Below are 10,729 nucleotides of genomic sequence, written 5' to 3'. Positions count from 1 at the left end.
AGCGCGGTGATTTCCTGCACGGTGGCTTTGATCTCGGGGGCCGTCATCTTGCGGTTGAGCGTCAGGCGGCTAGCTGTGGCGTCCGCGACGGCGGGCGGCGAGCACGGCGAGGCCGCCGAGGCCCAGCAGGCCCACGCCGGCCAGGCCGAGGACGACCGGGCCGTTGCCCGCGCCGGTCGACGGCAGTTCACCGCCACCGCCGCCCGGCTTGCCGGGGGCCGGGTGGTGGCCGGTCGGACCGTGGCTGCCCGATCCGTGGCCGCCCGGCCCGTGGCTCGTCGGCCCGTGGCTGGTCGGCGCCGCGCTGGACGAGCTCGGCGAGGAGGTGGGCGAGGTCGGCGAGGCCGTCGGCGAGGTCGGGCTCGCGGTGGGGGACGTGGGCGAGGCCGTCGGGGACGTCGGGCTCGCGGTGGGGGATGTCGGCGAGGCCGTCGGCGAGGTCGGGCTCGCGGTCGGCGAGGTCGGGCTCGCGGTCGGCGACGTCGGGGAGGAGGTCGGCGAGGTGGGCGACGGGCTCGGCGTCACCTCACAGTCCGGCAGGTCCCCGTCGAACGGGTAGCTGTGGATCTCGTAGCCGCCGTTGCCGGTCTGGATCAGGTTGCCCGCCAGGTAGACCCGGCCGTTCATGCCCGGCATGGCGATGGTGGTGGTGCCGGCCGGGTTGCCGGCCATCACCGAGCCCTGGAACTGCGCACTGCCGAGGATCTGCGCCGAGGTGGCCGTGGGGAAGTTCCACAACAGCTTGGAGCGCATCTCGGTGGTCGGGTCGCCCGGCAGGCCCGTCCCGGTGTAGGTGTTGATGTTCGCGTCGTCGGACAGCATGTTGACCACGACGGTGGCACCGGCCGGGATGTTGTTGAACACCAGGCCGATCTGCCGGGCCGCCGCACCCAGGCTCCCGGTGACGTTGAAGACCTGCTTCATGCTGGTGCCGTCACCGGTGAAGGTCGCCTCGGTCATGGTGACCGCCACGGTGCCGGTGGCCGTCGCCCGCCCGACACAGGCGGAGACGTCCTCGATCTGGGTGAGCACCGACTGGTACGGCGCGGCGGCGTTCGCGTCCTGGATCGCCTGACCGGTCGGGTCGATGGCGACCGTGCCGGTGAGCGTGCCCGCGTAGCGCAGGTTGCCGAAGGCCTGGCCCTGCGAGTCGCTGCCGCCGATCAGCAGCGAGTTGCCGGGCAGCATGGTCACGTTGCCGCCGACGGTGAGGAAGTCGCTGCCGTTCGGCGGCACGACGCGGGAGCCGACGCCGACCACGCCCGCGTTGTAGGCGCCACCGCCCTCGCTCTTGTCGACGGTGAAGTCGCCGAGCGCGACGATCTTGCCCTCGGCCTCGGCGGCCCGCCCGTTCACGGTGTAGTCGCCGCCGGTGAAGACGTTGATCGTGGCGTCCCGGCCGGGGAAGTCGCCGTTGTTCGGCGGCGGCCAGGTGGCCGGGCAGTCCGGCCCGCTGCAGGCGCCCAGCGGCGGAGCCAGCGGCGCGGCGGAGCCGACCGTCAGCACCGCCGCCAGCGGCAGTGCCGCGACGGCGGTCGCCACCGCGACCCGGACGGTCCGTCGCCGGCCGGCGGCCGGCGCGCGCTCCACGGCGGTTCTTCTGTGATCCGGCGTACCGGTGCCCTGATCCATCGACACATTCCTCCGCGCAGAGAAAAGGGCAGGTTGCACAACCTGCCTCGTTCCGTTTGATACAGGATCATCCCACCTGATTCCCTCAGATCCGGGACATCAAATATCAAATCGGACGATCCACACCCTACAGACCATCAGCAGCGATCCGACAATCCGTCGAACGCCCGACCGGCCCCGTGGACCGCCCCTCCCCGCTAGGTTGTGACCATGACTTCCGAGCCCCAGCAGACGCACGAGAACCCGGACACCCGCCCGGACGCGGACACGGGCACGGACGCGGGTACCGGAACGGACGCCGCCCTCGCCACCGTCGCGGCCAGCGCCGACGTGCTGCGCCACCCCGAGGCCGGCGAGCACCTGCTCACCGCCGTCGAGAAGGAGCGCGCCGCCCGGTTCCGCCACGAGGCCGCGCGCGTCGACTTCACCGCCGCGCACGTCCTGGTCCGGCTCTGCGCCGCCCGGCTGCTCGGCGTCCCGGCCACCGGGCTGACCCTGGCGCAGAACTGCCCCGACTGCGGCAAGGGCGACCACGGCAAGCCGTACCTGCCCGACCACCCGGACGTCTCGGTCAGCCTCTCGCACACCAAGGGCGTGGTCGCCGCCGCCGCCGGACACCGGCCGATCGGGGTCGACGTCGAGCTGAACGCCCGCAGCGGCAGCCTGCTCGACGTGGCCGGGCGGGTGCTCACCGCCGCCGAGCTGCGAGAGGTCGAGGCGCACGCCGACCCGGCGTCGGCCTTCCTGCGGTTCTGGGTCCGGAAGGAGTCGCTGATCAAGATCGGCCGCACCAGCCTGGACGAACTCGCCGGCGTCGACCTCTCCGGCCTCGCCCTGGACCTGCCCGCCGGCGGGCCGCTGCTCAGCCGCTTCGAGGAGCTGTACCTGCTCGACTGGGTGGACGACGCGCACGGCGCGGCCGTCGCGGCGGTGAGCGCCGTGCCGCCCCGCGTGGTGGTGCTGGCGCCGCCGGCCGGCTGACCGGCCGCGGATCCACCCGCCCGGAGGGGCTCCGGATAAGCGGTGTTAGCGTCCTGACCAGGGCGGAGGAACCGGACGCCCCGGCTGCCCGCGCCGCGATCGCCCGCGCAGCCCCCGTTGAGTCCCTGGGGTGCCCCGCCATGGCCAAGTTCCTGCTGAGCCTGCACGTCCTCGCCTCGGTGCTGTTCATCGGTCCGGTGGCCGTGGCCGTCAGCATGTTCCCCCGCCGGGCGTCGGCCGCACTCGCCGGCGGCCCGGACAAGGCGGCCGACGCCGGCATGCTCCGGATGCTGCACCGGATCACCCAGGTCTACGCGCTGCTCGGGATAGCCGTCCCGGTGCTCGGCATCGGGGTCGCCCAGGTGATGGACGTGCTGGACCAGTCCTGGCTGATCGTCTCGATGGTGCTCACCGCGGTCGCGGCGCTGTCCCTGCTGCTGTTCGTCCTGCCCGCGCAGCAGGCCGCGGTGGACGCGCTCGACCTCGACGCCGAGGCGGCCGAGCACGGCAGGGCCGTCCGGGGACTGAAGCTGCTTCCGATGACCGCCGGCGTGTTCAACCTGCTCTGGGCGGTGGTCGTGGTCCTGATGATCGTCCGACCGGGATCGACCACCGGCGCCTGACCCCGCCACCCCCGCCGGTAGGGCCTCCGTACTACTGTCCCGCCCATGACGATCATCGCGGGGATGGGGCCGGAGACCGGTTCGGGCGTGGGCGTCCTGCTGCGCGGCTGGCGGGAGCGGCGCCGGCTCAGCCAGCTGCAACTGGCCCTGCTGGCCGACTCCTCGGCCCGGCACATCAGCTTCGTCGAGAACGGACGCGCCCGGCCCAGCCAGGAGATGGTGCTCCGGCTCGCCGAGCACCTCGACATCCCGGTCCGCGAGCGCAACACCCTGCTGCTGGCCGCCGGGTACGCGCCGCACTACCCCGAGAAGCAGCTGGACGACCCCGCGATGGACGCGCTGCGCTCCGGCATGGAGCGGCTGCTGGCCTCGCACGACCCGTACCCGGCGCTGGTGGTCGACGGCACCTTCCGCGTCCTGGCGGCCAACCGCTCGCTCGGGATGCTGCTCGCCGGGGTCGCCCCGCACCTGCTGGAACCGCCGCTCAACGCGATGCGGATCACCCTGCACCCCGAGGGCCTGGCCCCGCTCATCGTCAACCTGCGGCAGTGGCGGCGGCACCTGCTGGAGCGCATGGAACAGCAGGTCGGGCTGGTCCGCTCCGAGCCGCTGCGGGCGCTGCTCGACGAGGTCGGCGCCTATCCGGACCCGGTGGGCGGCGCGGCGGACGACGGCGCGGACGACGACGCCACCGCCCTGTTCCCGTTCGCGCTGCCGCTGCGGATCGCCTTCGGGGGGCGGGTGCTGTCGTTCCTGTCGACGATCACGACGTTCAACACCCCGATGGACGTGACCGTCTCCGAACTCGCCCTGGAGGCCTTCCTCCCGGCCGACGCGGAGACGGTCGCGTTCCTCCAGGCCGCCGTGGGACCGGAGCGGTGACCCCTCAGCGGGCGACGGCCCGGCGGCGCAGCGCGGTGAACTGGAGGACGGCGAAGAGGAGCACCGTGCCGGCCTGAAGCGGGATCCAGACGAGGCCGGCGGTGGTCGGCTCCAGCCAGAGCTCCATCGCCAGGACGCTGAGCACCGTCCAGGCCAGGTTGACCTCGATCACCGCCTGCACGGCGAGCCGCGGCGGCTGCGGACGGGCTGCCAGCAGGCCGACGGCGAGGCCGACCACCGTGAGCAGCACACCGATTTCGACCAGCGTCGAGCGGCCGACGCCGAGCAGGTCACCGAGCGGGCCGGAGAAGGCCAGGTAGGCGAGGCCGTTGCCGCCGGTCACGACGGCGTCCAGCGCGAGGTAGCCGCGCAGGGCCTTCGGGGAGGCGGGGGCGGTCGGACGGGCGGCGGCAAGGGTGTTCGCGGACATGGCGGATCGGCCTCCGGTGGTCGGAACGGATCCCGGGCCGCGGTCCCGCGACCCGGTACCGCCCACTCTGGCGGGCCGCCCGGAAGGCGTCGATTACCTCCGAGGTCATGGCCTCCCCGCCGGTCGGGCCCGGCCGCCCGGGGAGGGCCGTGCCGCAGCCCGCGCCACGCACTGAGGCGTCGTCAGATGCCGAAGAGGCGGGCCGCGTTGTCGTGACAGACCGCGCGCAGCCAGTCCTCCCCCAGTCCGGTCCGCTCCAGCGCGTCCAGCTGGTGCACGTACCGGTAGGGGATGTTGGGGAAGTCGCTGCCGAGCAGGACGCGGTCCCGGAGCCCGGCCAGGCGCGGCAGTTCGGCGGGCGGGAAGGGGGTGTCCCGCTCGACGAAGTCGGTGAACGCGATGGTGGTGTCGAGCCGGACCTCCGGGTACCGCTCGGCGAGGTCGAGGAAGTCGGTGTACTCGGGCAGGCCGAGGTGGGCGACCACCAGGACGAGCCGGGGGTGCCTGGCGAGCACCTCGCCGATCGGCCCGGCGCCGGTGTGCTTGCCGGGGACCGGCCCCGATCCGCAGTGCGTCACCACCGGCGTACCGGTCTCGGCGAGAAGGCCCCAGACCTCGTCGAGCCGCTCGTCCGCCGGGTGGTAGCCGCCGACCTGGAGGTGCGCCTTGAAGACCCGGGCGCCGCCCTCGATCGCCCGGGCCACGTACCCGGGCGCCCCGGGCTCGGGGAAGAACGTGGCGGTGTGCAGGCAGTCCGGGGTGCGGGCGGCGAATTCGGCGGCCCAGCCGTTGAGCCACCCGGCCATGCCGGGCTTGTGCGGGTAGAGCATCGCGGTGAACGCCCGGACACCGAACTCCCGCAGCCACCCGACCCGCCGGTCCTCGGCCTCGCGGTAGGTGATCGGCCACGGCCGGTCGACCAGCGGACCGGCCGCGTCGAAGTACGCCCACACCTTGTCGAGGACGTTCTGCGGCATGAAGTGCGTGTGCACGTCGATCAGTCCGGGCAGGCCGAGGCCCTGCCAGAAGGCGCGGACCCCGGCCGTCTCGGCGTCCCGGGCCTCCCGGGCGGCCTGCACGGCCTGCTCGGCCGGACCCGTCATGCCGGCACCGGGCGGGCGCGGTCGATGATCGCGCCCACGTCGACGCCGGCCGGCAGCGTGCCGAAGGCCGCTCCGTGGTCGCCGCCGAGACGGGAGGCGCAGAACGCGTCGGCCACCGCCCGGTCCCCGTACCGGACCAGGAGCGAACCCTGGAAGGCCAGTGCCATCGACTCGACCAGCCGGCGGGCGCCGAACTCCGGGTCCTCCGGGCCGGCCAGCTCCTTGCGCAGCCCGGCGACGGCGGCGTCCAGCCTGCGGTCCGCGCCGGCGGCGGCGTCCAGCTCTCCGAGGAGGGCCTCGACGGTCTCCGGGCGCCGGGCCATGGCGCGCAGCGCGTCCAGGGCGGCGACGTTGCCGGATCCCTCCCAGATCGAGACCAGCGGCGCCTCGCGGTAGAGCCGGGGCATCCCGGACTCCTCGACGTAGCCGTTGCCGCCGAGGCACTCCAGCGCCTCGGCGGCGTGCGCCGGACCGCGCTTGCAGACCCAGTACTTGGCCACCGCCAGGCCGAGCCGGCGGACCAGTGCCTCGCCCGTGTCCCCGGCGAGCGCCGCGTCGGTGGCCTGGGCGAGGCGCATCGCCACCGTGGTGGCCGCCTCGGACTCGACGACGAGGTCGGCGAGCACGTTGCGCATCAGCGGCTGGTCGACCAGTGCCCTGCCGAACGCCCTTCGGTGCAGGGCGTGGTGGACGGCCCGGGTGGCGCCGAGCCGCATGCCGGAGGCGGCACCGGTGGTGCAGTCGAGGCGGGTCATGTTGACCATCTCGATGATGGTCGGGACGCCCCGGCCCTCCTCGCCGACCAGCCACCCGACCGCGTCGTCGTACTCGATCTCGGCGGAGGCGTTGGACTTGTTGCCCAGCTTGTCCTTGAGCCGCTGGAGGTGGATCCGGTTGCGGGTGCCGTCGGGCAGGACCCGCGGCAGCAGGAAGCAGCTGAGCCCGCCGGGCGCCCGGGCGAGGGTCAGGAAGAGGTCGGACATCGGCGCCGAGGTGAACCACTTGTGGCCGGTGAGGCGGTAGCTGCCGTCCGGCCGCGGGGCGGCGGCCGTGGTGTTGGTGCGGACGTCCGAGCCACCCTGCTTCTCGGTCATCGACATGCCGGCGATCAGGCCCCGCTTGCCCTGCGGTGCCCGCAGCCCGAAGTCGTACGTGGTGGAGGTCAGCAGCGGCTCGAACTCGGCGGCCAGCGCCGGGGCGGCGCGCAGGGCGGCCACGGCGGCGTAGGTCATCGAGACCGGGCAGGTGTGACCGGCCTCGACCTGGCCCCAGACGAGGAACTTGGCGGCGCGGGCGGCGTGCGCGCCGGGCCGGTCGTCCCGCCACGGCGCGGCGTGCAGGCCGTGGCCGACGGCGGTGCGCATCAGCTCGTGCCAGGACGGGTGGAACTCGACCTCGTCGATCCGGTGGCCGAAACGGTCGTGGGTGCGGAGCACCGGCGGGTTCTCGTTGGCCAGCCGGCCCCACTCGGCGGCCTGTTCGGAGCCGGCCAGCCGGCCGAGTTCGTGCAGCTCCGGCTCGGCCCAGCCCGCGCCGGCCCGGTGCAGGGCGGCGAGCAGGGCCGGATCGGCCGCGGTGTCGTGTCCGTACGGCAGGGGTACCTGGTTGGTGACCTCATGCGTCGCTGTCATCGCGTCCTCCCAGGGCACGCAGGGTGAAGGAGACCAGGGCGGGGACCACCTCGGGCGGGGCGGTCCGGGTGTCCGGCGGACGGGCCGCCGCGAGCGGACCTGCGAGCGCCTCGCCGACCGCGCCGACGATCGCGGCGGCGGTCAGTTCCGGGTCCTGGCCGGGCACGTCGCCGGCGGCGAGGGCGGCGGTGATCTCGGCGGCGATCACGTCGCGGAAGGCCCGCCGGAACACCAGGCGTTCCGCGTCCACCACGGTGTCGGCCGGCTCGACCAGGAGCGCGTGGGCGAGCCGTGGCGCACGCAGGGCGCGGGCGGCGAAGGTCTCGACCACGGCCGCGATACGCGTCCGGGGGGTGTCGTGCCGGGCGACGGCCTCGTGCACGGCGGCCACCTCCCGGGTGACGACCCGGCGGAACAGCTCGACCGAGAGCTCGGCCTTGCTCGCGAAGTGCTGGTACATCGAGCCGGTGGCGATCCCGGCGCGGTCCGCGACCGCGGCCATGGTGCAGCCGCCGTAGCCGCGCTCGGCGAGCAGCCCGACCGCGGCCTGGAGCACCGCCTCGCGCTGGGCGTCCAGGCGGGCTTGTACGGCGGGCGTGCGTCGGTAGGCCATGAAAGAATTGAAGCACCGATTCACTGCTTCGGGGAGAGGCGCGCGGCCCCGGGAACGGACCGGGGGCCACCCGCCGACGCGCGGTCGGCGGGTGACCCCCGGGGGTGGTGCCCGGCTACCGCGCCCCACAGGCGGACGCGGTCAGGCGCGCGCTCTACAGGCGGACGCGGTCCTGCTTCAGCCCCTCCTCGTCGAGCGGGCCGATCGGCGGGACGTGGTACTGCCCGCTCAGCGAACGGGCCGCGGCGTCCCCGCCGAGTCCGGCCCACTCCAGCACCTTGGCGGTGGCCGCCGCCGACTCGGCGGCCGGCAGCTTCTCGATGTTGGCGCCGTGGTTGCCGCCGGGCACGGTGTAGACGTAGCTGTCCTCGCTGCCCCGGCCCAGCCGGAACGGCTCGGCACCCCACGGGTCGTTCTGGCCGTAGACGTAGATGATCCGCTCGGCGGAGTTCCGCACCCAGCGGTCGATGTCGCGCATCGCGGACGGGTCGAACCGCATCGCGATGTTCTTCGGCACGTAGGTGCGCGGCGAGTACAGCTCCTTGTAGTCGTAGTGCAGCAGACCCTTCAGGTGCGACACGTCGAAGCTGGGCGCGCCCAGCTCGGTGCCGGCCTGGTAGTAGTACGCCGTGTAGTTGGCGAGCGACTGGTCGCTGTTGCCGGTGATGCCGGACTGGGCGTCGAACCAGGCGTACAGCTCGTCGTCGGTGGCGGTGGCGGCCGGGACCTTGGCGCAGTCGGCGGCCAGGCTGTACTGCCAGAACGCCCAGACCGTGTCGAGCACGCCGGACTCGTACGCCCGGTCGGCGCTGCCGGTGGTGGTGAAGGTCGAGCCGGCGGCGGCGTTGTCGGCGGTGTAGCGGGCGAACAGCCGGTCGCGGCGGACCAGCAGTTCGCGCTGTGCGGCGGTCAGCGCGGCCCGGCACTCGGGCGTGCCGACGTTCCGGAAGAACCGGGAGTAGGCGGAGTCCTCACGGTCGTCGACGTCGTTCGGCGCGACGTAGGCGATGGTGCCGGCCACGTCGTCCGGGAAGAAGCGGCGGTGGTAGGTCGACGACATGCCGCCCTTGGAACCGCCGGTGGAGAGCCACTCCTCCTGGTAGATCCGCTTCAGCGCGGTGATGATCCGGTGCGAGTCCGTGGCCCCCTGACGGATGCCGGCCTTGCTCCAGTCGGCGGGCACGGGACGGGACGGCGTGAAGTAGCGGTACTCGACGGAGACCTGGTTGCCGTCGACCAGCCGGGCCGGCTCGGTGCGCGAGGGCGTGGTGCGCAGCGCGTAGCCGTTGGTGAAGTAGACGGTCGGGCGGTCGTAGCCGCGGTGCAGCACGCTCAGCCGCTGCTGGAAGCTGCCCAGCCAGGGGCGGTCGTGGTCGATCGGCTGGGTGTAGGTGAGCAGGAAGTAGCGGTGGCCGGTGGTGGTGGGCCGTTCCTCGGTCACGGTCAGTCCGCGGATCGCCGCCAGGCGGTCCTTGATGTCGGCCGACGGGTCGTCGGCGACGGAGGACGCGCCCGCGGCGGCACCCTCGGCGAGCGCCGGGGTGGCCAGACCGAGGCCGAACAGCGGTATCAGCAGGACGGCCACCAGCAGCCCTCTGAGCTTCTTGGTCATCAACTCTCCATCGGGTCAACGGAACTGTTCGATGCTCTGTCCGTACTCTCCGACAGCCGGCGGGCGGCTGCCGTACGGACCGGCCGTCCGGTAGACGGCCGAATGGGCCACCCGCAGGTCGCGGATGGCCCATCGGGGTGAACGTGCTGGTCAGGGGCGCGGCAGGGTGCAGCCGGGCAGGGTCAGGTCGAGCCGGTTCCCGGAGGCGAAGCAGGCCGGGATGGTGTAGGTCTCCTGGGCGTAGCCGATCCCCCGGCGGACGGTGACCGCGCCGTTCTGGTCGACCTCGCAGGGGTTGTTCAGGGTGCACCGCTGGCCGGACTCGTTGATCGTGTTGTTGACGGCGACGACGGTGCCGTTGGCGTCGACGACCGGCGAGCCCGAGGTGCCACCGATGACGTTGCAGCTGGACGTGTAGCGGACGGAGTCCTTGAACGTCCACTCGGCTTCCTTCAGCCGGTAGGCGAACCCGTCGACGGAGCAGGAGTAGATCTTCTTCCAGTACCCGGAGACGACCTTGATCGGGGTGCCCTGGACCGGGTGGGTGGCCGCGACGGTCAGCGGGGCGATCCGGTACTGCGACTGGATCGCGGCGTAGGTGGTGTTCAGCTGGTAGATCGACACGTCGGTGTCGGTCATGGCGCCGTACACGATCTTGGTGGCACGGAGCGTGCCGAGCGATCCGCCGCTCGCGTTGAGCAGCGTGAAGGTGCGGCTGGACGCCCGGTTGACGACCACCTGGCCGGGGCCGGGCATGCCGGTCTCCAGGCAGTGGCCGTTGGAGAGCACCAGGGCCGGGTCGTTGGCGGTGGAGTTGGGGAGCCGGACGAGCGAGCCGGAACAGTTGTTGAGCGCGACGGTACCGGCGAAGGTGACCGCGGCGAGCGCCTGTTGGCCCTCGGGCGCCGCCGCGACGGTCCGGGCCGCGGCTTCGGCGGTCGCGGCGGTCGGGGCGGTCACGGAGGGGGCGGCGGTCGCCACGGGGGCTCCGGCCAGGGCGGTGGCCCCGGCGAACAGGAGCGTGGCGAGCGTGCCTATGAGCGGCTTCTTCATGAGAGACCTCTCGGTGTGGGGGTGCACCAAAGCTGTCGCGGACATGACGTGTTGTCAAGAGTCGCGCCGCGTCCGGATCCGGACGCCCCGACCGGGGCGACGATTTCGGCCGCCCCGACCGGCCCCGACGCGCCGGCCGAACGGCCGGCGCGGGCAAACACCGGCCCCG

General features: G+C 73.3%; 10 protein-coding genes. 3 read left to right on the top strand and 7 right to left on the bottom strand.

Annotated elements, in window-relative coordinates:
* Positions 1-69 precede the first annotated feature (69 nt).
* Positions 70-1,590, bottom strand: coding sequence for a choice-of-anchor A family protein (locus ABZY91_RS39950; protein ID WP_355408922.1), 1,521 nt, complete (start codon positions 1,588-1,590; stop codon positions 70-72).
* A gap of 252 nt (positions 1,591-1,842) precedes the next feature.
* Between ABZY91_RS39950 and ABZY91_RS39945 the strand changes: the two genes are divergently transcribed.
* The 3 genes from ABZY91_RS39945 (at position 1,843) to ABZY91_RS39935 (ending at position 4,118) form a co-directional block, all read left to right on the top strand.
* On the top strand, positions 1,843-2,613 hold the full coding sequence (locus ABZY91_RS39945) for a 4'-phosphopantetheinyl transferase superfamily protein (protein WP_355408920.1): 771 nt from the start codon (positions 1,843-1,845) through the stop codon (positions 2,611-2,613).
* 140 nt (positions 2,614-2,753) lie between these two features.
* Complete coding sequence (locus tag ABZY91_RS39940) at positions 2,754-3,236, top strand: hypothetical protein (RefSeq protein WP_355408918.1); 483 nt, start codon at positions 2,754-2,756, stop codon at positions 3,234-3,236.
* Between the two features lie 45 nt (positions 3,237-3,281).
* A complete protein-coding gene (locus ABZY91_RS39935; RefSeq protein WP_355408916.1) occupies positions 3,282-4,118 on the top strand; it encodes a helix-turn-helix domain-containing protein in 837 nt (278 codons plus the stop codon).
* A 4-nt stretch (positions 4,119-4,122) separates the two neighbouring features.
* On the opposite strand, the gene ABZY91_RS39930 is transcribed toward ABZY91_RS39935, so the two are convergent.
* From ABZY91_RS39930 to ABZY91_RS39905, 6 genes are all read right to left on the bottom strand, one after another.
* Positions 4,123-4,548, bottom strand: a complete 426-nt coding sequence (locus tag ABZY91_RS39930) for a hypothetical protein (RefSeq protein ID WP_329951592.1) — start codon at positions 4,546-4,548, stop codon at positions 4,123-4,125.
* A gap of 182 nt (positions 4,549-4,730) precedes the next feature.
* Positions 4,731-5,651 (bottom strand): amidohydrolase family protein, encoded by a 921-nt coding sequence (locus ABZY91_RS39925; RefSeq protein WP_355408913.1) that lies wholly within the window; start codon positions 5,649-5,651, stop codon positions 4,731-4,733.
* The gene (locus tag ABZY91_RS39920; protein ID WP_355408911.1) at positions 5,648-7,282 is read right to left on the bottom strand and encodes an acyl-CoA dehydrogenase family protein; all 1,635 of its coding nucleotides are present in this window, start codon (positions 7,280-7,282) and stop codon (positions 5,648-5,650) included. The genes ABZY91_RS39925 and ABZY91_RS39920 overlap by 4 nt, the downstream gene beginning before the upstream one ends.
* Complete coding sequence (locus ABZY91_RS39915) at positions 7,266-7,895, bottom strand: TetR/AcrR family transcriptional regulator (RefSeq protein WP_329878904.1); 630 nt, start codon at positions 7,893-7,895, stop codon at positions 7,266-7,268. The genes ABZY91_RS39920 and ABZY91_RS39915 overlap by 17 nt, the downstream gene beginning before the upstream one ends.
* Positions 7,896-8,049: 154 nt before the next feature.
* Entirely contained in the window at positions 8,050-9,507 is a 1,458-nt protein-coding gene (locus ABZY91_RS39910) for a S28 family serine protease (RefSeq protein WP_355408909.1), read from the bottom strand.
* Positions 9,508-9,657: 150 nt separating this feature from the next.
* Positions 9,658-10,560: a serine protease gene (locus tag ABZY91_RS39905; RefSeq protein WP_329951587.1), complete on the bottom strand. Its 903-nt coding sequence runs from the start codon at positions 10,558-10,560 to the stop codon at positions 9,658-9,660.
* Between the last annotated feature and the right edge of the window lie 169 nt (positions 10,561-10,729).

The sequence above is a fragment of the Kitasatospora sp. NPDC002965 genome, assembly GCF_040611255.1.
GTDB lineage: Bacteria > Actinomycetota > Actinomycetes > Streptomycetales > Streptomycetaceae > Kitasatospora.
This window is presented reverse-complemented; position numbering and strand designations above follow the sequence as displayed.

What these genes read in the sequence shown, in the direction of transcription:
- ABZY91_RS39945 (WP_355408920.1), top strand. Translation starts at nt 1,843, where the DNA reads ATGACTTCCGAGCCCCAGCAGACGCACGAGAACCCGGACACCCGCCCG.
- ABZY91_RS39940 (WP_355408918.1), top strand. Translation starts at nt 2,754, where the DNA reads ATGGCCAAGTTCCTGCTGAGCCTGCACGTCCTCGCCTCGGTGCTGTTC.
- ABZY91_RS39935 (WP_355408916.1), top strand. Translation starts at nt 3,282, where the DNA reads ATGACGATCATCGCGGGGATGGGGCCGGAGACCGGTTCGGGCGTGGGC.
- ABZY91_RS39930 (WP_329951592.1), bottom strand. Translation starts at nt 4,548, where the DNA reads ATGTCCGCGAACACCCTTGCCGCCGCCCGTCCGACCGCCCCCGCCTCC.
- ABZY91_RS39925 (WP_355408913.1), bottom strand. Translation starts at nt 5,651, where the DNA reads ATGACGGGTCCGGCCGAGCAGGCCGTGCAGGCCGCCCGGGAGGCCCGG.
- ABZY91_RS39920 (WP_355408911.1), bottom strand. Translation starts at nt 7,282, where the DNA reads ATGACAGCGACGCATGAGGTCACCAACCAGGTACCCCTGCCGTACGGA.
- ABZY91_RS39915 (WP_329878904.1), bottom strand. Translation starts at nt 7,895, where the DNA reads ATGGCCTACCGACGCACGCCCGCCGTACAAGCCCGCCTGGACGCCCAG.
- ABZY91_RS39910 (WP_355408909.1), bottom strand. Translation starts at nt 9,507, where the DNA reads ATGACCAAGAAGCTCAGAGGGCTGCTGGTGGCCGTCCTGCTGATACCG.
- ABZY91_RS39905 (WP_329951587.1), bottom strand. Translation starts at nt 10,560, where the DNA reads ATGAAGAAGCCGCTCATAGGCACGCTCGCCACGCTCCTGTTCGCCGGG.